This is a genomic window from Camelimonas abortus (genome assembly GCF_042432745.1).
Classification (GTDB): domain Bacteria; phylum Pseudomonadota; class Alphaproteobacteria; order Rhizobiales; family Beijerinckiaceae; genus Camelimonas; species Camelimonas abortus.
Genome location: NZ_JBHLWR010000006.1, coordinates 1,161,046 through 1,183,096 on the forward strand (window position 1 = coordinate 1,161,046; position 22,051 = coordinate 1,183,096).

19 protein-coding genes are annotated in these 22,051 nt (G+C 72.1%); 12 read left to right on the plus strand and 7 right to left on the minus strand.

Going from position 1 to position 22,051, the window contains the following annotated elements:
• The first annotated feature begins 549 nt into the window (after window positions 1-549).
• From ACFFJB_RS07395 to ACFFJB_RS07410, 4 genes are all read left to right on the plus strand, one after another.
• Window positions 550-1,530, plus strand: coding sequence for an aldo/keto reductase (locus tag ACFFJB_RS07395; protein ID WP_376830607.1), 981 nt, complete (start codon window positions 550-552; stop codon window positions 1,528-1,530).
• Between the two features lie 459 nt (window positions 1,531-1,989).
• Window positions 1,990-3,030 (plus strand): tonB-system energizer ExbB, encoded by a 1,041-nt coding sequence (gene exbB / locus ACFFJB_RS07400; protein ID WP_376830608.1) that lies wholly within the window; start codon window positions 1,990-1,992, stop codon window positions 3,028-3,030.
• A 6-nt stretch (window positions 3,031-3,036) separates the two neighbouring features.
• Window positions 3,037-3,495: a TonB system transport protein ExbD gene (exbD, locus tag ACFFJB_RS07405; RefSeq protein ID WP_376830609.1), complete on the plus strand. Its 459-nt coding sequence runs from the start codon at window positions 3,037-3,039 to the stop codon at window positions 3,493-3,495.
• Window positions 3,492-4,376, plus strand: coding sequence for an energy transducer TonB family protein (locus ACFFJB_RS07410; protein ID WP_376830610.1), 885 nt, complete (start codon window positions 3,492-3,494; stop codon window positions 4,374-4,376). Before exbD ends, ACFFJB_RS07410 begins: the two co-directional genes overlap by 4 nt.
• Here ACFFJB_RS07410 and ACFFJB_RS07415 read toward each other — a convergent pair.
• A complete protein-coding gene (locus ACFFJB_RS07415) occupies window positions 4,338-4,898 on the minus strand; it encodes a DUF2306 domain-containing protein (RefSeq protein WP_376830611.1) in 561 nt (186 codons plus the stop codon). The genes ACFFJB_RS07410 and ACFFJB_RS07415 overlap by 39 nt on opposite strands.
• Window positions 4,899-4,976: 78 nt before the next feature.
• On the opposite strand from ACFFJB_RS07415, the gene ACFFJB_RS07420 reads away from it, so the two are divergent.
• The gene (locus ACFFJB_RS07420) at window positions 4,977-5,891 is read left to right on the plus strand and encodes a LytTR family DNA-binding domain-containing protein (protein ID WP_376830612.1); all 915 of its coding nucleotides are present in this window, start codon (window positions 4,977-4,979) and stop codon (window positions 5,889-5,891) included.
• A 15-nt stretch (window positions 5,892-5,906) separates the two neighbouring features.
• Here ACFFJB_RS07420 and ACFFJB_RS07425 read toward each other — a convergent pair whose 3' ends face one another.
• Both ACFFJB_RS07425 and eno read right to left on the minus strand, forming a co-directional pair.
• Window positions 5,907-6,920, minus strand: coding sequence for an alpha/beta fold hydrolase (locus tag ACFFJB_RS07425; protein WP_376830613.1), 1,014 nt, complete (start codon window positions 6,918-6,920; stop codon window positions 5,907-5,909).
• A gap of 468 nt (window positions 6,921-7,388) precedes the next feature.
• Window positions 7,389-8,675, minus strand: a complete 1,287-nt coding sequence (gene eno / locus ACFFJB_RS07430) for a phosphopyruvate hydratase (RefSeq protein ID WP_376830614.1) — start codon at window positions 8,673-8,675, stop codon at window positions 7,389-7,391.
• A 240-nt stretch (window positions 8,676-8,915) separates the two neighbouring features.
• Here eno and queF point away from each other — a divergent pair, with 240 nt between their 5' ends.
• Window positions 8,916-9,392 (plus strand): preQ(1) synthase, encoded by a 477-nt coding sequence (queF, locus tag ACFFJB_RS07435; protein ID WP_376830615.1) that lies wholly within the window; start codon window positions 8,916-8,918, stop codon window positions 9,390-9,392.
• Between the two features lie 234 nt (window positions 9,393-9,626).
• On the plus strand, window positions 9,627-10,823 hold the full coding sequence (locus tag ACFFJB_RS07440) for an ABC transporter substrate-binding protein (RefSeq protein WP_376830616.1): 1,197 nt from the start codon (window positions 9,627-9,629) through the stop codon (window positions 10,821-10,823).
• A 206-nt stretch (window positions 10,824-11,029) separates the two neighbouring features.
• Here the strand turns inward: ACFFJB_RS07440 and kdsA are convergent, their stop codons facing one another.
• The 4 genes from kdsA to tpiA all read right to left on the minus strand — a co-directional run bounded on the left by kdsA (window position 11,030) and on the right by tpiA (window position 15,246).
• Window positions 11,030-11,896 (minus strand): 3-deoxy-8-phosphooctulonate synthase, encoded by an 867-nt coding sequence (kdsA, locus tag ACFFJB_RS07445; RefSeq protein WP_376830617.1) that lies wholly within the window; start codon window positions 11,894-11,896, stop codon window positions 11,030-11,032.
• 144 nt (window positions 11,897-12,040) lie between these two features.
• The gene (gene pyrG, locus ACFFJB_RS07450) at window positions 12,041-13,669 is read right to left on the minus strand and encodes a CTP synthase (protein WP_376830618.1); all 1,629 of its coding nucleotides are present in this window, start codon (window positions 13,667-13,669) and stop codon (window positions 12,041-12,043) included.
• Between the two features lie 232 nt (window positions 13,670-13,901).
• Window positions 13,902-14,336 carry a preprotein translocase subunit SecG gene (gene secG / locus ACFFJB_RS07455; protein WP_376830619.1) on the minus strand — a complete coding sequence of 145 codons (435 nt, stop codon included), beginning with the start codon at window positions 14,334-14,336 and terminating at the stop codon, window positions 13,902-13,904.
• Between the two features lie 145 nt (window positions 14,337-14,481).
• Entirely contained in the window at window positions 14,482-15,246 is a 765-nt protein-coding gene (gene tpiA / locus ACFFJB_RS07460; protein WP_376830620.1) for a triose-phosphate isomerase, read from the minus strand.
• Between the two features lie 367 nt (window positions 15,247-15,613).
• Here tpiA and ACFFJB_RS07465 point away from each other — a divergent pair, with 367 nt between their 5' ends.
• The 5 genes from ACFFJB_RS07465 (at window position 15,614) to trpC (ending at window position 21,634) form a co-directional block, all read left to right on the plus strand.
• A complete protein-coding gene (locus ACFFJB_RS07465; RefSeq protein ID WP_376830621.1) occupies window positions 15,614-17,524 on the plus strand; it encodes a SurA N-terminal domain-containing protein in 1,911 nt (636 codons plus the stop codon).
• A gap of 8 nt (window positions 17,525-17,532) precedes the next feature.
• The gene (trpE, locus tag ACFFJB_RS07470; protein WP_376830622.1) at window positions 17,533-19,053 is read left to right on the plus strand and encodes an anthranilate synthase component I; all 1,521 of its coding nucleotides are present in this window, start codon (window positions 17,533-17,535) and stop codon (window positions 19,051-19,053) included.
• Between the two features lie 149 nt (window positions 19,054-19,202).
• The gene (locus tag ACFFJB_RS07475; RefSeq protein ID WP_376830623.1) at window positions 19,203-19,808 is read left to right on the plus strand and encodes an anthranilate synthase component II; all 606 of its coding nucleotides are present in this window, start codon (window positions 19,203-19,205) and stop codon (window positions 19,806-19,808) included.
• 9 nt (window positions 19,809-19,817) lie between these two features.
• Window positions 19,818-20,843, plus strand: a complete 1,026-nt coding sequence (gene trpD / locus ACFFJB_RS07480) for an anthranilate phosphoribosyltransferase (RefSeq protein ID WP_376830624.1) — start codon at window positions 19,818-19,820, stop codon at window positions 20,841-20,843.
• The gene (gene trpC, locus ACFFJB_RS07485; protein WP_376830625.1) at window positions 20,840-21,634 is read left to right on the plus strand and encodes an indole-3-glycerol phosphate synthase TrpC; all 795 of its coding nucleotides are present in this window, start codon (window positions 20,840-20,842) and stop codon (window positions 21,632-21,634) included. The genes trpD and trpC overlap by 4 nt, the downstream gene beginning before the upstream one ends.
• The last annotated feature ends 417 nt before the right edge of the window (window positions 21,635-22,051 follow it).

The following is a 22,051-nucleotide window of genomic DNA, read 5'->3' on the forward strand; positions in this document are numbered from 1 at the left end:
GACGGCCGCGTCACGGCGGAAACGCACGGAGGAAACGCAATGACGTTGCGCCAGAAAGCTTCCCTTCGCCCGGGAAGGCGGCGCGCCGGCGCCGGCGCACCTGCTGGCGGCCGGGGCCTCCGGCCTCGCCGGTCATGCGGAGGCGCGGCCGTTCCGCGCCCCCGGGATCAGGGTCACCGCCCTGTCGCGGCGGCCGCCGCCGGACGGGCATGGGGCGCGCTTCCTGCCGCCGGACCTGCGCGACGCCCGCGCCTGCGCCGCCGACGTCGCCCATGTGATCCGCGCGCCCTCTGTGAAAGGCCGGACCTGACCCGCGGCTGGCTGGACGCGGAGCAGATCGCGGCATGCGGACCATCTTCCGGCGCGGAACGCGTCCGGCGGGCCAGGGATCCGGGTCATCTCCGACATCCGCCGCCGTCACGCCGGCTTCGGCGAGGCGATGGACACGGAGGAGATGTTCCGCAAATGCTTCGCCGAATTCCGCGCCGTCCGGCTGCCGCCGGCCTGGCTGACTGACTGAAGCCCCGCGTCCATTGTGGAGATCCCGCCGTGAAATACGTAAAGTTTGGCGCCACCGGCCTTGAGGTGTCCCGCATCTGCCTCGGCTGCATGACCTACGGCGTGCCGGAGCGCGGCTCCCATCCCTGGACGCTGGACGAAGAGCAGAGCCGGCCGCTGATCCGCAAGGCGCTCGAGCTGGGAATCAATTTCTTTGATACGGCCAACGCCTATTCAGACGGCACCTCGGAGGAGATCCTCGGCCGCGCCCTGAAGGACTTCGCCCGCCGCGAGGAGGTCGTGATCGCCACCAAGGTGTGCCTGCGCATGCGCAAGGGCCCCAACGGCGCCGGCCTGTCGCGCAAGGCGATCATGCACGAGATCGACGCCAGCCTGAAGCGCCTCGGCGTGGACTACGTCGACCTCTACCAGATCCACCGCTGGGACCATGAGACGCCGCTGGAGGAGACGCTGGAGGCGCTGCATGACGTGGTGAAGGCCGGCAAGGCGCTCTATGTCGGCGCCTCCTCCATGCATGCATGGCAGTTCGCGAAGGCGCTCTACACCGCCCGTCTCAACGGCTGGACCGAATTCGTCTCCATGCAGAATCACCTCAACCTGCTGATGCGGGAGGAGGAGCGCGAAATGCTGCCGCTGTGCCGCGACCAGGGCGTGGCGGTGATGCCGTGGAGCCCTCTGGCGCGCGGCCGGCTCACCCGCGATTACGACGCCACCAGCCGCCGCCAGGAGACCGACGCCTTCGGCGCCACGCTCTATACGGCCGAGGAGGAGAGCAACCGGCGCATCATCGGGGCGGTGGGGCGCATCGCCGGCCGGCGCGGCGTTCCCCGCGCCCAGGTGGCGCTCGCCTGGGCGCTGCAGAAGGAAGGAGTCACCGCGCCCATCGTCGGCGCCAGCAGCGAACGGCACCTCACCGACGCGGTGGCCGCGCTGGAGCTGCGGCTCACGAACGAGGAGATCGCAGAGCTGGAGGCGCCCTACACGCCCCGCGCCAACGCCGGCTTCCGCTGAGCGCGGACGCGGCGGAGCGGCGCCTGGCGCGGCGCCGGGACGCATTCCGGCGGCGTAACCCAGCCATGCGCGCGCCTGGCCGGACAATTCACAGCGTCGCGCGCGGCCGCCCCATGCGCCCGGCGCTTTTCTGGAACGGCTCGGAAGTCTGCGGATAAGGGGCTGGCGCGCAACATTGTTTCCTCGCCGGGTTTCGCCGGCGGAGGCGGCTGCGCGCGGCCGCGGCAGGGCGGATGACGCGGCCATGACGACCGTTGATTGGAATAACTCCAAATCATTGACATTGCGCTTGAATTTCTGACGGGCTAGTGAACCCCTGTTCCGCAGGCGCCTGCTCCGCCGCGTCCGCGCCGGCGCGCCCGGGCGGCCCGCGGGCCCGGAAGCCGCGGAACAGGAAGACGTCTCGCCCATCGCCGCCGTCACCGGCCGCTGATGATGGAGCCGCAGGGAGTTGGTCGCTTGTCCGACGTTTCGATGCATGCCGAACGTTCGCGCCGCGCCGGCGCAAGCCGCGCCGCCGCACCGTCCGGCGCCGGCCGCACGTCCCGTTCCGCCGCCATCGCCCTCAGCGCCATGGTGCTGGCGCAGGCGCTCGCGCCGGCCGCTCTGGCCACCGCGGCGCTCGCGCAGGACGCCGTCCAGCCGCCCGCCGCGGCGCAGGAGTCCGCCGCCGCGCCCGCCGCGGCCCAGCCATGGCGCGCCGGGCCGGGGCAGCCGGCCGGCGCTCCGCCCTCCCCGGCCGCCCTGCCGGCCCCTGCCGCGCCGGGGTCTGTTCCGGCGCCCGCCGCCAGCGCCATGCCGCATGATCTCTCCGCCTGGGGCATGTTCATGCAGGCGGACGTGGTGGTTAAGGCGGTGATGCTGGGCCTTGCCTTCGCCTCGGTGGTCACCTGGACGGTGGGCGTCGCCAAGGCGCTGGAGCTGGCCGGGGCGCTGCGCGCGGCCCGGCGCGCCCTGCGCGGCCTCAACGGGGCCGACAGCCTGCGCGAGGCCAGCGACGACCGTCAGGTGCGCGGCTCGCAGGTCATCGCCGAGATCGTCGAAATGGCGCTGGAGGAGGAGAACCGCTCCGCCGGGCTGCCCGCCGACGGCGTCAAGGAGCGCGCCGCCATCGCGCTGGCGCGCATCGAGGCCTCCGCCGGCCGCCGCATGGGCCGCGGCACGGGCGTGCTGGCCACCATCGGCTCCACCGCCCCCTTCGTGGGCCTGTTCGGCACGGTGTGGGGCATCATGAATTCATTCATCGGCATCGCCGCCTCGAAGACCACCAACCTCGCCGTGGTGGCGCCGGGCATCGCCGAGGCGCTGCTGGCCACCGCCATCGGCCTGGTCGCGGCCATTCCGGCGGTGATCATCTACAACGTGTTCTCCCGCTCCATCGCCGGCTATCGCGCGCTGCTGTCGGACGCTTCGGCGCTGGCCCTGCGCCACCTGTCGCGCGATCTCGACCGCCGCGACAGCGGCGCCGGCGTCACGGCGCTGCGGCGGGCTGCGGAGTAACGGACGATGGCGGTCTCACTTAAGCCGGGCGGCGAGGACGACCTCCAGGAAGTCTCCGACATCAACGTCACGCCGTTCATCGACGTGATTCTGGTGCTGCTGATCATCTTCATGGTGGCGGCGCCGCTTTCCACCGTGGACGTGCCGGTGGACCTGCCCGTGTCCAACGCCCAGCCGCAGCAGCGGCCGGAAAAGCCGCTGTTCCTTTCGGTGAAGGGCGATCTCGGCCTCACCGTCGGCGACGAGCCGGTGGACCGCGCCGCCCTGCAGCAGGCTCTGGACGCCCACACCAACGGCGACCGCGAGCAGCGCGTGTTCCTGCGCGCCGACAGGGGCGTGCCCTACGGCGAGCTGATGAACGTGATGAACCTGCTGCGCAGCGCCGGCTACCTGCGCGTGGCGCTGGTGGGGCTTGAGGACGCGTCCGGCGGCGCGCCCGGGGCCGCGGGAGACGCCCGGCGATGAGCGCGGGACACATGTGGAGCGCCGCCCGCTGGGGCGTCGCCGGCGCGATCGCGCTCGCCGCCCATTTCGGCGGCGCATGGGTGGCGCTGCACTGGCGCGCCGGAGACGAGCTGCAGGACGAGCCGCCGCCGGCGGTGATGATCGACCTCGCGCCGCTGCCGGTGGCCGCCAGCGACGCCCCGCAGAACGACATGGCGCCCGGTCCGCAGCAGGCGGAGGCCCCGGAGGCCGAGACACCGGTCGAGTCCCGTGTCGCCGAAAACGAACCGCCGCCCGAACCGGAGCCACAGCCTGAGCCGGAGCCGCAGGCACAGGCCCCGGAGGTGGAGAAGAAGGCCGAGGTGACGCTGCCGCCGGAGCCGAAGGTGGATCCGCAAAAGCAGCGCGAGCGCGAGCGCCGGCTGGAGGAACAGCGCCGCAGGCGCATCGAGGAGGCGCGCGAACGCCGTGAACGCGAGCGCCAGCGCGAGAAGGAGCGCGCCGCCCGCGCCAGGGCCCGTGAGGCGGAGCGCCAGGCGACGGCGCAGCGCGCCAGCGCGCCCTCCGGCGCGCCCGGCCCGGCGGCGCCGTCGGCGGCCTCGGCGTCCTCCGGCGCCAACGCCGCCGCCATGGCCAGCTGGCGCAGCGCGCTGATGGCCCACCTCAACCGCTACAAGCGCTTCCCGGAGGGGGGCGGCTCCGGCGGCCAGGCGGCGGTAGCCTTCACCATCAACCGCAGCGGCGCCGTCACCGCCGCGCGCCTCGTGCGCTCCTCCGGCAACAGCGCGCTCGACAGCGACGCCGTCGCCCTGGTGCGCCGCGCCAGCCCGCTGCCGCCGCCGCCGCCGCATGTGCCGGGCGCCTCAATCACCATTTCGGTTCCGGTCCGCTACAGCCGCTGAGCCGCCGGCGGCCGGCCGCGGCGCGGCGGCGTCCGCCCGCCGCCCCTGGCGGCGCAGCGCCACGGCCAGGGCCGCGAAGCCGGCGGAGACCACCGCCACGACGGCCGCGCCGGCCCACGCCCGGCCGCCGCCGAACAGGGTTTCGTGCATCAGCCGCCCGGGCAGCAGGGTGAAATAGCCGGTGACAGGCAGCGCCAGGACATACAGGCCGCGCATGGCGCGCCGGTGCGCCGCCAGCCGGCCGCGGCGCGCCATGACGACGGCGTAGACAAGCACGGCGGACGTGACGAGACTGAGCAGGTGAATGGGGCTCCAGCGCCCCCATGTCCTGAGCTCCCAGATGAACAGGGCCGACAGCGCCGTCATGGCCATGAGCACGACCCACGCGCGGCCGAGCAGACGGTGCGCGGCGTCGCCCTTGCGCCGCAGCAGGACGACGGCGCCAAGCGCCGTCGCCGCCAGGGCGCAGCATGCGTGCAGCTGGATGACGGGCGCGGCTTGCAGCAGGGGCAGGCTGGTCACGGTCACCTCTCCATCGCGCGCCGCTCACGGCGGCCATGGCGCAGGCTTGTCCGCGGCCCGCCGCGGGGGAAAGCGCTGATGCGCGGACTGCGCGACCTTTTCGCCGGTTGCAGCGCCCTGCAGTTCGCGAAGCGTGAACTGCAGGAGCTGTTGCAGGCGCGGACGTTCTGGGCGCTGGTCGCCGCCGGGAGCGTGATCCTCGGCGTCACCGGCCCGTTCGGAACCTGGCGGACGACGCCGTTTCCGGTCCGCCTCGGCTACTGGGCGGCGATGCTGGTCGTCACCTATGTCACCGGCCATGGCGTGGTGGCGGCGCTGCGCGGCCTGTGGCGGGGCGAGCGGCCGCCCGGCCACGCCGCATGGGCGCTGTTCGGCGCCGCGGCCGGGCTGCCCGTGACGGCCGTGGTGATCCTGTTCAACGCCGCGGCGTCCGGCTGGCCGCGGCCGCGCGCGGCCGTGGAGCTGGCGGCGGCGGTGGTCACGGTCTCCGCCGTCACGTCGCTGCTGGTGGCAATGTTCCAGCGGCGCCTCGCCGGCCAGGGGGCGGGCGCGACGGCGCCCCCGGCCGCCGCGCCGCCTGAGAATCGCGCGACGGCGCAAGGCGGTCCGCCGGCTGCGGCGGCCGGCGCGGCGCAGGCGGAGCCGCCGGCGCCGGCCCCGCGCATCCTGCAGCGGCTGCCGCCGGAGGCGCGCGGGCGGCTCAGCCACATGACCATGCAGGACCATTATGTGGAGGTGCGCACCGACCGCGGCGGCGCGCTGGTGCTGATGCGCTTCTCCGACGCCATCGCCGAAACCGAAGGCGTTCCTGGCCTGCGCCTGCACCGTTCGCACTGGGCGGCGCAGGACATGATCGTCGCCCTGACGCGCGCCGACGGACGGCTGGCGGCGCGGATGCGGGACGGAACGCTGCTGCCGGTGAGCCGCAGCCGCGCCGCCGCGGTGCGCGCCGCCCTCGCCGGCCGCGCCGGCGGCCCGCCGCAGGCGGGCTGAGCGCGCCTCCCGGCGTTACTTCTGCTGGCTGGCGGCGGGCGGCGGCAGCTGCTGCTGCGCCTCGGCGGGGCCGTCATGGCCCTCGCCGGCCCCGCCGCGCACCGCGGCCACCGCCTCGAGAATGACGCTGGCGACCAGGTTCGGCTGCGACAGCGGCGCGGCGTGACTGGCGTGGCGGCTGGAGACGAAACGCGCCCTGATGCGCCCGGCCTCCGCCTCCTGCAGGGCCGGATCGAGCATGCGGTCGGCGCCGGCGGCCACATACCAGACCGGCAGGGTCTTCCAGGCCGCGTTGTTCACCCGCTCCTCGAACACCTTGCCGAACACCGGCGCCTGGGTCTCGGCCAGCAGGCTCGTGTCGGCCGGATGCAGGTCCTGGGCGAAGTCGGTGGCGAAGGCGTCGCCGGCGAGGCTGACGAAGCCGGACGAATCGGTGCGCAGCTGCCGCACGCCCGGGGCCAGCGGCCCGCTGCGGATGCGGTCGATGAAGGACTGGCCCACGTCCGGAGCGACGCCGGCCACATAGACCAGCGCCGCCACCTTGGGATCGACGCCGGCCTCGGTGATCACCACGCCGCCCCAGGAGTGTCCCACCAGCACCACCGGCCCCTTCATCCGGGCCAGCGCCCGCTGCACCACCGCCACGTCCGCCCACATGGAGTTGAGCGGCAGCTGCACCGCCACCGCCGGCACGCCGGCGCGGCGCAGCAGCGGCAGCACCCGGCGCCACACCGAGCCGTCGGTGAGCTCGCCATGGGTGAGGATGACCGTGGGCATGGGGCCGTGGCCCCGCTGGGCATGCGGGCGCGCCTCGCCGGAGGTGGCGGAGGACGCGCCGTCCCGCGGCGGCGCGCCGGCGGGCGCGCTGGGCGGGGTGCTGGCCGCGCCGCCGGCGCCGGCCTCCCGGTCCGCGACCGGCGTGCTGCTGGCGCAGGCGACATGGACCGGAGCCGCCGCCAGCAGGCCGGCGCACGCCAGCATGGCCGCGCCGCGGGCGAACCGCCGGATGATCTGGCCTGAACGAGACATTGCGCCCCTCCGCTTCGCCGCCGCCATGCCGGCGCGGGCGCTGGCGCGCCGCCCGGCTCCCTGCGGTCCGGTCTGCGGCGCGCGCCGCGGCCCGTCCGCCGGCGGACGGGTTTGCGCCCCGCGACAGGCGTCCCGGCGCCGCCGGCCGCCAGTTTAGGACAGGCGTCTCGCGCCGCAAACCGCGCCCGGCGCCGCGCGCGGCCTTCTCCCTGACGCCTCCGCGGCGGCCGGCGACAGGTCCGGCCGCAACGGCGCACGGCGCGTAGAACATGATGCGAAACGTGAGAAAACAGAAACAGACTTCTGTGAAAGTTGAAAAATTTCACAGAAGTTCACCCAGAAACTGAGGAAGCGCGACGGCGCGGCCAGAAACGGCGCGGCCGCCTGCGATCCGGCGGATCACAGGCGGCCTGCGAGCTGGCGCATGGACCAGCGGCGGCCGCGGCCGCCGCCGTCCGGCGGCGCGGATCAGGCGCGCAGCGCCTTCAGGGCGTTGCGGCCGGCGTAGACGGCCTGGCCGCCGAGCTGCTCCTCGATGCGGATCAGCTGGTTGTACTTGGCCGTGCGGTCGGAGCGGGCCAGCGAGCCGGTCTTGATCTGGCCGCAGTTGGTGGCGACGGCGAGATCGGCGATGGTGGAGTCCTCGGTCTCGCCCGAGCGGTGCGACATCACCGCGGTGTAGCCGGCGCGGTGGGCCATGTCGACGGCGGCGAGGGTCTCGGTGAGCGAGCCGATCTGGTTCACCTTCACCAGGATGGAGTTGGCCACGCCCTTGCGGATGCCGTCAGAGAGACGGGCGACGTTGGTGACGAACAGGTCGTCGCCCACCAGCTGGCAGCGGCCGCCGATGCGGTCGGTGAGCAGCTTCCAGCCGGCCCAGTCGTCCTCGGCCATGCCGTCCTCGATGGAGACGATCGGATAGTCGGCGACCAGCTTCTCAAGGTACTTCGCCTGCTCGTCCGGCGTGCGGGTGACGCCCTCGCCCTCATAGACATAGGCGCCGTCCCGGAAGAACTCGGTGGAGGCGCAGTCGAGGGCCAGCATCATGTCGTCGCCGGGCCTGTAGCCGGCGTCCTCGATGGCCTTCATCACGAAGTCGAGGGCGGCCTCGGCGGAGGGCAGGTTCGGGGCGAAGCCGCCCTCGTCGCCCACATTGGTGTTCTGGCCGGCGGCCTTGAGGTTGGCCTTCAGGCGGTGGAACACCTCGGCGCCGGCGCGCACGGCGTCAGCCAGGGTGGGCGCGCCCACCGGCATGATCATGAATTCCTGGAAGTCGATGGGATTGTCGGCGTGGGCGCCGCCGTTGAGGATGTTCATCATCGGCACCGGCAGCACGCGGGCGGTGGCGCCGCCGACATAGCGGTACAGCGGCAGGCCGGACGCCTGGGCGGCGGCTTTCGCCACGGCCAGCGACACGCCAAGGATGGCGTTGGCGCCGAGGCGGCCCTTGTTGGGGGAGCCGTCCAGCCCGATCATCACCTCGTCGACGCCCGGCTGGTCCTCGGCGTCCATGCCGAGCAGGGCCTCGCTGATCTCGTTGTTGACGGCCTCGACCGCCTTCAGCACGCCCTTGCCGCCGTAGCGGGCCGTGTCGCCGTCGCGCAGCTCGACAGCCTCATGGGCGCCGGTGGAGGCGCCGGACGGAACGGCGGCGCGGCCGAAGGAACCGTCCTCCAGCGCCACATCGACTTCCACGGTGGGATTGCCCCGGCTGTCGAGAATCTCGCGGGCGACGATATCGACGATGGCGGTCATGGACTTGAAGCTCCAGTGGTCAGGTTGCGCGGGCTGTCACGCGCCGCGCCATGGCGCGCGGCGAAGGGCGCGACAGCATCTGGTGGCCTTTTACGGCATCGTCCGGTGCTTTCAAGCGCCATGACGCGGCCGGCGGGCGGTTTGGCGCGGTCCGGGACGACGCGCCGCGCCACGACGGCGGGACCGGGGCCGGGCGCCGCGGCGTTTCCCGCGGGCGGCAAAAGCGTTATACGGTCGGCCATGAGCGAGAACCCCCACCAGAACCTTGCCGCCCATCTCCGCCATCTCGGCCGGCAGACCGCCGCGCCGGCAGATCCGGAGTCGGCGGCGCTCGACCGCGTGCCCAATCCGCACCCGGACACGGATTACGTGGCGCGCTTCACCGCGCCCGAGTTCACCTCGATCTGCCCCGTCACCGGCCAGCCGGATTTCGCCATCCTGGTGATCGACTACGTGCCGGACAAATGGCTGGTGGAGTCGAAGTCGCTGAAGCTCTACCTGCACGCCTTCCGCAATCACGGAGCGTTCCACGAGGACTGCACGGTGGCGATCGGCAAGCGCCTGGCGGGGCTGCTGGAGCCGCGTTACCTGCGCATCGGCGGCTACTGGTACCCGCGCGGCGGCATTCCCATCGACGTGTTCTGGCAGACCGGCGCGCCGCCGGAGAACGTGTGGCTGCCGGATCCTGGCGTGCAGCCTTACCGGGCCCGCTACTGAGCGCGGCGGCGTGACGTGAGGAAAAGCCAGGGGCGCCGGCGCTGTCCGGCGCCTTTTTCATTCCGGAGAGAATAATTTTCCGGAGCGGTTTCGCGAAAACCAGGCGCCGACGCCCGGCCAATGACATGTCATATACGTTATGACAACTTGCCCGGCGGCGGATGCGCCAGCAGACTTCCCCCTGCGAACGGTCGTTGTTCGCGTGCCTGAATGCAGGCGCTACGGGAGGAAACAATGAAAAAGCTTCTGGCGATCGCGGCGGCGGCGCTGCTGCTCGGCGGCTCCGCCCTTGCCCAGGATGGCGGAACGCCGGGCGTAACCAGGGACAGCATCAGGATTGGCCAGACCACCGCCTTCAGCGGCCCCGCCTCGCACTATTCGGTGATCGTCAAGGCCACCGACGCCTATTTCAGGGAGCTGAACGCCAGGGGCGGCGTCAACGGGCGCAAGGTCGAGCTGATCCAGCTCGACGACGGCTATTCCCCGCCCAAGACCGTCGAACAGACCCGCAAGCTCGTGGAGCAGGAAGAGGTCGCCTTCATTTTCAATCCGCTCGGAACGCCCACCGGCCTCGCGGTGCAGAAATATCTCAACAACAAGGGCGTGCCGCAGCTGTTCATCGCCTCGGGCAACAGCTTCTGGGACAATCCGAAGGAATATCCCTGGACCACCGGCCTGCAGCCCTCCTATTTCAGCGAAGGCGTGGTCATCGGCCGCTACATCGCCAAAAACCTGCCCAACGCCAGGGTGGCGCTGCTCCATCAGGCGGACGACTTCGGCAAGGACTATCTCAACGGCCTGCGCAAGGGCCTCGGCGCCAACGCCGACAGGCAGCTGGTGAAGGTCGCCGCCTACCAGCCCACCGATCCGGTGATCGACAACCAGCTGGTCGACCTGAAAGCCTCCGGCGCCGACGTGTTCGTCAACATCTCCATTCCGAAATACACCGCCCAGGCCATCCGCAAGGTGGCGCAGATGGGCTGGAAACCGACGCATTTCATTTCGTCCATCTCCGCCTCGGTGGCGGCGGTGATGACCCCGGCCGGGCCGGAGAACGGCGTGGGCGTGATCGCAACCGCCTACGTCAAGGACCCGAAAGATCCGCAGTGGAAGGACGATCCGGGCATGAAGGAGTTCCACGCCTTCATGGACCGCGCCATGCCCAACGCCGACCGGGCCGACACCAACTATGTCTACGGCTATCTGGCGGCGAAGATTCTCGAGGACGTGCTGAAACGCGCCGGCGACGACCTGTCGCGCAGGAACATCCTCAAGGCGGCCACCACCATGGATCTGGACGTGCCGGTGCTGCTGCCGGGCATCAAGGTGAAAAACTCGCCCGAGCGCTATTCGCCCATCACCCAGATGCAGCTGACGCGCTTCGACGGCAAGACGTTCCAGCCGTTCGGCGAAGTGATCTCGGCGGACTGACGCCGCGGCCGCAGACAGGGGCCCGCGCCGGCGGGCCCTTTTTGTTCCGGGCCGGGCGGCCCGGAACGGCGCTGTCGCCGCAGCCTGGAGATGCGGAAATCCGGAAAGAGCCCCGCCCGGCCCTGACGCGCTGCGGCCGCCCGGCGCCTGGCGCTGCTGCGGACGAAACCGGCGCGAGCGCGCCCTGCCCCGCCCGCGGGCCGGCGTCAGGGCGCGCCGTCGAGCCCCTTGGCGAGACGGTCGAAGGCCACCAGCTGGCGCACCAGCGCCTCCAGTTCGGCCAGCGGCACCATGTTGGGACCGTCGGAGGGGGCGCGGTCCGGGTCCTCATGGGTCTCGATGAACACCCCGGCCACGCCCACGGCCACCGCCGCCCGCGCCAGCACCGGCACGAAACGCCGCTCGCCGCCCGAGGCTGTTCCCTGCCCGCCCGGCTGCTGCACCGAATGGGTGGCGTCAAAGATCACCGGCGCGCCGGTCTGCTCGGCCATCACCGGCAGCGCCCGCATGTCGGAGACCAGGGTGTTGTAGCCGAAGGACACGCCGCGTTCGGTCACCAGCACGTCGGGGTTGCCGGCGCCGGTCACCTTGGCCACCACGTTCTTCATGTCCCAGGGGGCGAGGAACTGGCCCTTCTTGACGTTCACCACCCGTCCGGTGGCGGCGGCGGCGACCAGCAGGTCGGTCTGCCGGCACAGGAAGGCGGGAATCTGCAGCACGTCGGCCACTTCCGCCACCGGCGCGCACTGGCCGGGCTCGTGCACGTCGGTGAGCACCGGCACGCCGAACCTGTCGCGGATTTCCGCGAACACCGGCAGGGCCGCCTCAAGGCCGACGCCGCGCGCCGCGCCGGCCGAGGTGCGGTTGGCCTTGTCGAAGGAGGTCTTGAACACGAGGCCGACGCCGAGCCGCTCCGCCATGGCGGCGAGCTCGCCGGCCATCATCAGCGCGTGCTCGCGGCTCTCCATCTGGCAGGGGCCGGCGATCAGCGCCAGCGGCAGCGCCGCGCCGAACTGCACGGGCCGGCGCGTCTGCGCGCCGACGGTGACGACCGAACGGGCTGGGCGGGTCATGGTCGCATGTCCTTCCGGCGGAAGGCGCCACGGATGCCGGCGCCTGAAAATGCGGGACGTCCCGCGGGGACGCCCGGAAAGCTGTCCCGCGTTCCGGGCAGAAAGGCGGGGGCGCGCGGCGGCGGCGCCCGGCCCCGGCGGCCGTCAGACCAGCCGGCTCTGGGCGATCGCCGCCTCGATGAAGCTGCAGAACAGCGGGTGCGGCTCCAGCGGACGCGACTTGTACTCCGGATGGTACTGCACGCCGATGAACCAGGGGTGGTTCACATATTCCACCGTCTCCGGCAGCACGCCGTCCGGCGAGACCCCGGCGAAGCGCAGGCCCACCGCCTCCAGCCGCTCGCGATAGTCCATGTTGACCTCGTAGCGGTGGCGGTGGCGCTCGGAGATCTCCGTGGCCCCGTAGATTTTGGCGATCCTGCTGTCCGGCGCCAGCACCGACTTGTAGGCGCCGAGGCGCATGGTGCCGCCGAGATCGCCGCCGGCGCTGCGGCGCACCAGCTCGTTGCCGCTGAGCCATTCGGTGAGCAGGCCGACCACGGGCTCGTCGGTGGGGCCGAATTCGGTGGAGCTGGCGTTGGGCAGGCCGGCGAGCGAACGGCAGGCCTCGATCACCGCCATCTGCATGCCGAAGCAGATGCCGAGATAGGGCACCTTGCGCTCGCGGGCGAAGCGGGCGGCGCGGATCTTGCCCTCGGCGCCGCGCTGGCCGAAGCCGCCCGGCACCAGAATGCCGTGCACATGCTCCAGGAACGGCGCCGGATCCTCGCGCTCGAACACCTCGCTCTCGATCCAGTCGATGTTGACGCGCACGCGGTTGGCGATGCCGCCGTGGGTCAGCGCCTCGATCAGCGACTTGTAGGCGTCCTTCATGCCCGTGTACTTGCCCACGATGGCGATGGTGACCTCGCCCTCGGGATTTTTCACGCGCTCGGAAATCTGCCGCCACCTGCCGAGATCCGGCTCGGGAGCGTCCCTGACGCCGAAGGCGGCCAGCACCTCGGTGTCGAGGCCCTCGGCGTGATAGGACAGCGGCACGTCGTAGATGGAGGCGACGTCGCGCGCCTCGATCACCGCCGACTCGCGCACGTTGCAGAACAGCGAGAGCTTGCGGCGCTCCTCGCGCGGAATCGGCCGGTCGGTGCGGCACAGCAGGATGTCCGGCTGCACGCCGATGGAGCGCAGCTCCGCCACCGAGTGCTGGGTGGGCTTGGTCTTGAGCTCGCCGGCGGAGGGAATCCACGGCAGCAGCGTCAGGTGCATGTAGATGGCCTGGCCGCGCTCCAGCTCCTGGCCGAGCTGGCGGATCGCCTCGAGGAACGGCAGGCTCTCGATGTCGCCCACCGTGCCGCCGATCTCCATCAGCACGAAGTCATAGCCTTCGTTGCCGCTGAGGATGAACTCCTTGATGGCGTTGGTGACGTGCGGAATCACCTGCACCGTGGCGCCGAGATAGTCGCCGCGGCGCTCGCGGGCGATAATGTCGGAATAGATGCGCCCGGTGGTGATGTTGTCCTGCCGGGTGCACGGATTGCCGGTGAAGCGCTCGTAATGCCCCAGGTCGAGATCCGTCTCGGCGCCGTCGTCGGTGACGAACACCTCGCCGTGCTGGTACGGGCTCATGGTGCCCGGATCGACGTTGAGATAGGGATCGAGCTTGCGAAGGCGGACCTTGTAGCCGCGCGCCTGGAGAAGCGTGCCCAGGGCGGCCGAAGCCAGTCCCTTGCCAAGGGATGAAACCACGCCGCCAGTGATGAAAACATACCGCGTCATGGGACCTGCTGGATACGCCGAATCGCCTGCTTTGGCGAGAGGCGCGGTTTGGATTTGTCCGGTCATCACAAAAAAATGCCCCGCCGCCGCGGCGACGGGTCCGTTGTCATGAACAATGTCTGGCCACGGGGCGCGGGCGTCAACCGGCCTGCGCCGCCGCAAGGCGTCGTCCCTGGGGCGCGCCGTCTTGCGGGCGGTCGCCGGCGGCGGCCGCCCCCTCCCGCTGGCGTGATCAGTTCTGCTGGGCCGGCGCCTGCGGCGCGGCGGGGGCCGGAGCGACCGGGGCGGAGGGAACCGCCGGAGCGGCGGGCGCGGCCGGCGCCTGGTTCTGCAGCTGCTGCAGCTGCTCGAGCACGCCGCCGCCCGCCGGGGCCGCCGGCGCGCCGGCCGGCGCGGTCTGCGACGGCAGGGCGCGGTCGAGCACCGAGCCGCGGTCGCGCGACACGGTGGCCAGCACCGTCAGGCCGAGGCTGGTGATGAAGAACAGGCCCGCCAGAATCGCCGTCAGCCGGGTCAGGGCGTTGGCCTGGCCGCGGCCGGTCATCAGGCCGGAAACGCCGCTGCCGCCGCCCATGCCAAGACCGCCGCCCTCCGAGCGCTGGAGCAGCACGACGCCGACGAGCGCCAGCACGATGAGCAGGTGAATGACGATAAGGACAGTTTGCATGAGCGGGCGTCCACTGACCGCCGGCAGGCGGCCCTGATGTGAAAAATGGAATATGGCGTTCAGTTACCCGGCAGGGCGTTTACCACGTCCGACGCCGCGGGCAAAGCGCCCCCGACCGGGGACGCCGCCCGCGCCGGGGCGCGCCTCAGGCCGGGCAGGCGGCGGCGATGGCGAGGAAGTCCGCCGCCACCAGGCTGGCGCCGCCCACCAGGGCGCCGTCCACGTCCTCCACCGCCAGCAGCGCGGCGGCGTTGGAAGGCTTCACCGAACCGCCGTACAGCAGGCGCACGCCGTCGGCGAAGGCGGCGCCGAAACGGCTGCGCAGCTGGGCGCGCATGAAGGCGTGCACTTCGGCCACGTCGGCCTCGGTCGGGGTCAGGCCGGTGCCGATGGCCCACACCGGCTCATAGGCGACCACGAGGGGGCCCTCCCCGTCCGGAACCGAGCCGGCGAGCTGGGCCCCCACCACCTCAAGGGCGCGGCCGGCGTCGCGCTCCTCGCGGGTCTCGCCCACGCAGACGATGGGGGTGAGGCCGGCGCGGCGGGCGGCCAGGGCGCGGGCGCGCACGTCGGCGTCGGTCTCGCCGTTAAAGGCGCGGCGCTCGGAGTGGCCGACGATGACGTAGGAGGCGCCGGCGTCCGCCAGCATTTCGGCGGCGATCTCGCCGGTATGGGCGCCGGAGATTTCCGGGTGGCAGGTCTGGGCACCGATGGCGACGCGGCTGCCGACGGCGGCGGCGGCGAACGCGTAAACCAGGGTGGCGGGCGGGCACACCAGCAGGTCGGCCTTCGCGCGCAGGCCGGCGTCATAGCCCTCGATCACCGCGCCGAGCGTGCGGCCGCCGGCGATCTTCAGACCATTCATCTTCCAGTTGCCTGCAATGAGCGGGCGGCGCTTCTGACCGGACATCCTGCCTTCCTTCGGTTTCCAGAGTGTCTGCCGCGGCGGGGCGCCGTCGCGGGCGCCGCGCGCGCCCGTCCGCCGCTGTCGCCGGAGGCTGTAGCAGAGCGGCCGGCGCCCTGCAATCGCCCCGCCCGCGGCGGCTCCGCGCGCAGCCTCCACTGCCCCCTCCCGCCCGCGCGCGCCGTTCCCGGGCCCCTGTTTCTCCGCCGGCGATGGACGCCGCGGCGCCGGTGCTTTATGTCACGCTCAGGCCCTGCGTCATCCAGGGCGAAGGAAGGCGCGCGGCCAGCGCGTTTCCCATCCTCTCCCGGCTCACCAGCCAGCCCGGCGGCGGCCTGCGCCCCGGCGGCGCCAAGGAAGGTCGATTGGTCACATGCTTCAGGGAATGCGTAACGCGAGCCAGGGCCTGGTCGGCAAGGTCATCGTCGGGGTCCTTTTCGGACTGCTGATCGTGTCTTTCGCCATCTGGGGCATCGGCGACATGCTCCAGGGGGGCGGCCGCAACACCGTGGCGCGCATCGGCAAGACCGAGATCACCATGGACCAGTTGCGGACCGCCTGGCAGAACGAGCTGCAGCGCATGTCCCAGGAGAGCCGCACGGTGATCACGCCGGAGAAGGCGCGCGAAATGGGGCTCGACGCGGCGGTGTTCGGCCGGCTGGTGACCGAGGCGCTGCTCAGCCAGGAGGGGCAGCGGCTGAAACTTGGCGTCACCGACGCCTATCTGGCGCAGCTTGTGCTGGACGACCCCGCCTTCCGCGGCCTCAACGGCCAGTTTGACCGCGCCCGTTTCAACGAGCTGCTGCGCAACAGCGGCCTCAGCGAGGCCGCCTATCTGGCCGACCTGCGCGGCCTGCAGGTGCGCCGGCAGATCATGGACGCTCTCGCCGGCGGCCTCGAGACGCCCCAGGCGATGCGCGAGGCGGTGTACCGCGTCGGCGCCGAGCGGCGCGACGCCGCTTTCGTGACGCTCTCCGCCGCCAGCGCCGGCGACATCCCCGCCCCCTCCGGCGAACAGCTGAAGGCCTGGTATGAGGGCGCGAAGGCGCGCTTCCGCGCCCCGGAGCGGCGCTCGCTCAACGTCATCGCCCTGACGCCGGACTCGCTGGCCAAAGCGAAGAATCTCGCCGCCAGCGTCACTGACGCCGAGATCGCCGCCCGCTACGAGGCGGAGAAAAACACCCGTTACGGCGCGCCCGAGCGGCGCGCGCTGCAGCAGATTCCGTTCCCGGACGAGGCGACGGCGAAAGCGGCGCTGGAGTCGATCCGCGCCGGCAAGAGCTTCGAGCAGGTGGCGAAGGAGCGCGGCGTCTCCGAAAGCGACATGGAGCTGGGCGAGGTCACCCGCGACCAGGTGTTCGATCCGGCGGTGCGCGACGCCGCCTTCGCCCTCGCCCCCGGCGCGGTGAGCGAGCCGGTGAAAGGCAATTTCGGCGTGTTCCTGGTGCGGGCGAAGTCGGTCACCCCGGCCTCGGTGAAGCCGCTGGAGGAGGTGCGCGACGCCATCCGCGCCGCGCTGGCGCGGGAGAAGGCGAAGGCGGAGATCGACAGCCTGCATGACCGCATCGAGGACATGCGCCTCAGCGCCCGGCCGCTGCCGGCCATCGCCCGGGAGCTGGGCCTGCCGCTGACGCAGGCGCAGGACGTGGACGCCAGCGGCCGCGACGCCTCCGGCGCCCCCGCGGCGGCGCTCGCCGGCCTGCCCGGCGCGAAGGAGCTGCTGCGCGAGGCCTTCGCGACCGACGTCGGCGCCGACAACGAGGCGCTCAGCGTCGACGACGGCTACGTCTGGTTTGAGGTGACCGGCGTGACGCCGGCCCACGACCGGCCGCTGGACGAGGTCCGTCCCCAGGCGGAGCAGGCCTGGCGCGCGGACGAGACGGCGAAGCGCCTCGCCGCCCGCGCGAAGGAGATCGTGGAGAAGGTGGACGCCGGCGCGACGCTGGCGGCGGCCTCCGGCCTTGCGCCGCAGACGGCGGACGGCCTGCAGCGCGGCCAGCCCTCCGGCCCGCTCGACGTGGACGCCGTGCGCCAGATCTTCTCGGTGCCCGCCGGCAAGGCCGGCTCGGCGAAGAAAGGCGACGACCTGATCGTGTTCCGGGTGGAGTCGGCGACCATGCCGGCCTACGCTCCCGGCGCGCTTCCGGAGGCCTTCGTCCGGCAGATGAACCTCGCCCTGGCCGACGACCTGCTCACCGCCTACGTGCGATACCTGCAGGAGCGTTTCGGCGTGAGCGTCAACCAGCAGAACCTTCGCAACGCGATCGGTTCGGCCCAGCAGTAAGCTGTCCCATGCAGTTTGAACCCTCCCTCGACGACGCCCGCGCCCTGTATGAGGCGGGCCGTCCGTTTCCGCTGGCGGCGCGGCTGGTCGCCGACCTGGAGACGCCGCTCGGCGCCTATATCCGCCTGGCCGCCGCCGCCCCCGGCCCCAGTTTCCTGCTGGAGACGGTGCAGGACCTCTCGGTGCGCGGCCGCTACTCGATGATCGGCGTGCTGCCGGACGTGATCTGGCGCTGCGTCGACGGCAAGGCGCAGATCAACCGCAACGCCGCGACGGATCCGGACGCCTTCGCTGACGAGGCGGCGGCGCCGCTGGAGTCGCTGCGCGCCCTGGTGCGCGAGAGCGCCATGGAGATGCCGCCCGGCCTGCCGCCCATGGCGGTGGGCGTGTTCGGCTATCTCGGCTACGACATGGTGCGCCACATGGAGCGCCTGCCGCAGACCAATCCCGACGCGCTCGGCGTGCCGGAGGCGATCATGCTGCGGCCGACGCTGATGGCCGTGTTCGATTCGCTGAAGGACGAGCTGATCCTGGTGACGCCGGTGCGGCCGCGCCCGGGAGTCCCGGCCACGGCGGCGGTGGCGGCGGCCCAGGAGCGGCTGGAGGCCGCCCTCGCCGCCCTCGCCGCGCCGCTGCCGCCGGAGCCGGCCGTGGACGGCGCCGTCCAGCCGGCGCCGGAGCCGGTCTCCAACACCCCGCCGGAAACCTTCATGGCCATGGTGGAGAAGGCGCGCGAATACGTGCGCGCCGGCGACATTTTCCAGGTGGTGCTGGGCCAGCGCTTCGAGGCGCCCTTCACCCTGCCGCCGCTGTCGCTGTACCGGGCGCTGCGGCGCATCAACCCCTCGCCCTATCTCGCCTATCTCGACCTTGGCTCCTTCCAGCTGGTGTGCTCGAGCCCGGAGATCCTGGTGCGCGCCCGCGAGGGCAAGGTCACCATCCGGCCGCTCGCCGGCACCCGCCCGCGCGGCGCCACGCCGGAGGAGGACCGCCGCCTCGGCGAGGAGCTGCTGGCCGATCCCAAGGAGCGCTCCGAGCACCTGATGCTGCTCGACCTCGGCCGCAACGACGTGGGCCGCGTCTCGAAGATCGGCACGGTGAAGGTCACCGAGAGCTTCGTGCTGGAGCGCTACAGCCACGTGCAGCACATCGTCTCCAATGTGGAGGGCGAGCTGGACCCGCGCTGCGACGCCATCGACGCGCTGGTGGCGGGCTTCCCGGCCGGCACGCTCTCCGGCGCGCCCAAGGTGCGGGCAATGGAGATCATCGACGAGCTGGAGCTGGAGCGGCGCGGTCCGTTCGGCGGCTGCATCGGCTATTTCGGCGCCAATGGCGACATGGACAGCTGCATCGTGCTGCGCACCGCCCTGGTGAAGGACGGCCGCATGGCGGTGCAGGCCGGCGCCGGCGTGGTGTACGATTCCGACCCTCGCTCGGAGCTGATGGAATGCGTCAACAAGTCGAAGGCGCTGTTCCGCGCGGCTGAGGAGGCGATCCGCATCGCCGCCCTCGCCCGCCGCGGCCAGTAGGCCGCCCGTTCGCGGCCGCTGCGCCGCCCCGGCCGGCGGCGGCCGCGCGCCCTTCCGCTGCGCGCCGGCGCGGGCAGCGTCTGTCGCAGTCTGCGGCGCCCGTCCGCCAGTGTTGGCGGCGCCGCCGCCCGGATGTAAAAGGCCCGGCCATGAAGCGCGTGGTTCTTGTCGACAATTATGATTCCTTCACCTGGAATCTCGTGCACCTGATCGGGAGCCTCGGCCCCACGGTGGAGGTTTACCGCAACGACGTGGTGACGCCGGCGGAGATCGGGGCGATGGCGCCGGACGCCGTCGTGCTGTCGCCAGGACCATGCACGCCGGACGAAGCCGGCGTCTGTCTCGACGTGGTGCGCCAGCTGGGGCCGGAAATTCCGGTGTTCGGCGTCTGCCTCGGGCTGCAGACCATCGGCCAGGCCTATGGCGGCAAGGTGGTGCGGGCGCCGCTGCCCATGCACGGCAAGGTCTCGGTGGTGCGCCATTGCGGCGAGGGCATTTTCGCCGGCATTCCCGGGCCGTTCAACGCCACGCGCTATCATTCGCTGGTTGTGGAGCGCGCCACCTGCCCGGCGGAGCTGCGCGTCACGGCCGAGACCGGCGACGGCCAGATCATGGGCCTCTCCCATGCCAGCCATCCGGTGCATGGGGTGCAGTTCCACCCCGAGAGCATTCTCTCCGAGCATGGGGCGACGATGATGCGCAATTTCCTCACCCTCGCCGACGCGTGGAACGGCGCGCGCGCGCCCAAAGCCTGACGGGACGCCATGGAAGCATTCAAACCGTTTATCGCCAAGGTCGCCACCGGCGCCGCCCTCACCCGCGACGAGGCCCGGGCCGCCTTCGAGACCATGCTGTCCGGCGAGGTGACTCCCGCCCAGGCCGGCGCCTTCCTCATGGGCCTGCGCGTGCGCGGCGAGGCGCTGGACGAAATCGTCGGCGCCGTCTCCGCCATGCGCGGCCGCATGGTGAAGGTGGAGGCCCCCAAGGACGCCATCGACATCGTCGGCACCGGCGGCGACAACGCCGGCAGCTGGAACGTCTCCACCCTCAGCGCGGTGGTTGTGGCCGGCTGCGGCGTGCCCGTGGCCAAGCACGGCAACCGCGCCGCCTCGTCGAAGTCCGGCTCGGCCGACGTGCTGATGGCGCTTGGCGTCAATCTTGACCTCGGCCCGGCGGACATCAGCCGCTGCATCCGCGAGGCGGGCGTGGGCTTCATGTTTGCGCCCAACCATCACCCCTCAATGCGCCATGTGGCGGCGGTGCGCAGCGAGCTGGGGGCGCGCACCATTTTCAACATCCTTGGGCCGCTCTCCAATCCCGCCTCCGTGCGCCGGCAGCTGCTCGGCTCCTTCTCCGCGTCATGGCTGGAGCCGATGGTGCAGGTGCTGCAGGCGCTGGGCGCGGAGCGCATCTGGGCAGTGCACGGCTCCGACGGCCTCGACGAGATCACCACCACCGGTCCCACCCAGGTGGTGGAGCTGAAGGACGGGCGCATCTCCTCCTTCACCGTCAGTCCGGAGGACGTCGGCCTGCGCCGCGCCGCGCCGGAGGAGCTGAAGGGCGGCGACCCGCAGCACAACGCTTCGGCGGCCATGCGGCTGCTGCAGGGCGAGCCGGGAGCCTACCGGGACATTGTGGCGCTCAACGCCGGCGCCTCGCTGGTGGTGGCCGGCAAGGCGGCGGACCTGGCCGAGGGCGTGCGCATGGCGCAGAAGGCCATTGACGACGGATCGGCGCGACGGGCGCTGGAGAAGCTGGTGACGGCCAGCCATGCAGGAGCGATGGCATGAGCGACGTGCTGAAACGCATCGGCGCCTACAAGCTTGAGGAGATCGCCGCGGCGAAGCAGGCGGTTCCCCAGGCGCGCATCGAGGAGCTGGCCGCCGCCGCCCCGGCGCCGCGCGGCTTTCTGGCGGCGCTGGAGCGGCGCATCGCGTCCGGCAGGCCGGCGCTGATCGCCGAGATCAAGAAGGCGAGCCCGTCCAGGGGGCTGATCCGGGCGGATTTCGACCCGCCGGCCCTGGCGCAGGCCTATGAGGCGGGCGGCGCGACCTGCCTTTCGGTGCTCACCGACGCGCCATCCTTCCAGGGAAGCCCGGATTACCTGAAGGCGGCGCGCGCCGCCTGCAGCCTTCCGGCTCTGCGCAAGGATTTCCTGTATGAACCGTACCAGGTGTTCGAGGCGCGCGCCTGGGGAGCCGACTGCATCCTGGTGATCATGGCCGCCGTGGACGACGCCACCGCGCTGGAGCTGACGCGGACGGCGACCCGCCTCGGCATGGACACACTGGTGGAGGTGCACGACGGCGAGGAGCTGGAGCGGGCGCTGAAGCTGCCGTCGCGGCTGCTGGGCGTCAACAACCGCAACCTGCGCACCTTTGAGACCACGCTGGCGGTGACCGAGCAGCTGGCGCCTCTGGTTCCGCGCGACCGGGTCCTGGTCGGCGAGAGCGGCATTTTCACGCCCGGCGACATCGCGCGCCTGGCCGCCTGCAACGTCCACGCCTATCTGGTGGGCGAGAGCCTGATGCGCCAGCCGGACGTGACCGCGGCGACGAAGACGCTTCTGGGCGAGGGCTGAAACGCCGGCGCGCCGCCGCCCGGCGCGTCATCTCCCTGCGGCGTCCGGCTTCCGCGCCATCGCGCGGCCCCGGCAGGCTGCGCGGCGCGCCATGCGCCGTACGTACCGTGACATGCTCGCCGCCCCCATGGGCCGCATGCGCCCGCGCGACCGGCGGACGGACGCCGGCCATGGCGGCTCGCGCTGACCGCGACGGGCGTCAGGGGCATGGCCGCGGCGAGCCCCCGGATGAAGGCGGTCGCCGGCTCGGGGGATGACGGCGGCGGCGCCCGCAGCCCGTGACGGCGACAGGCGTCGCCCAGGGAGCCCATCGCGGCGCGCCAGTGACGCGCGCAAACTGCCGCCGCGGCCGGCCGCCGCGCGCGCACGACCTGCATCGCGAGACCGGCCTCCTCCGCCAGCCATGCGAGCCGCCCT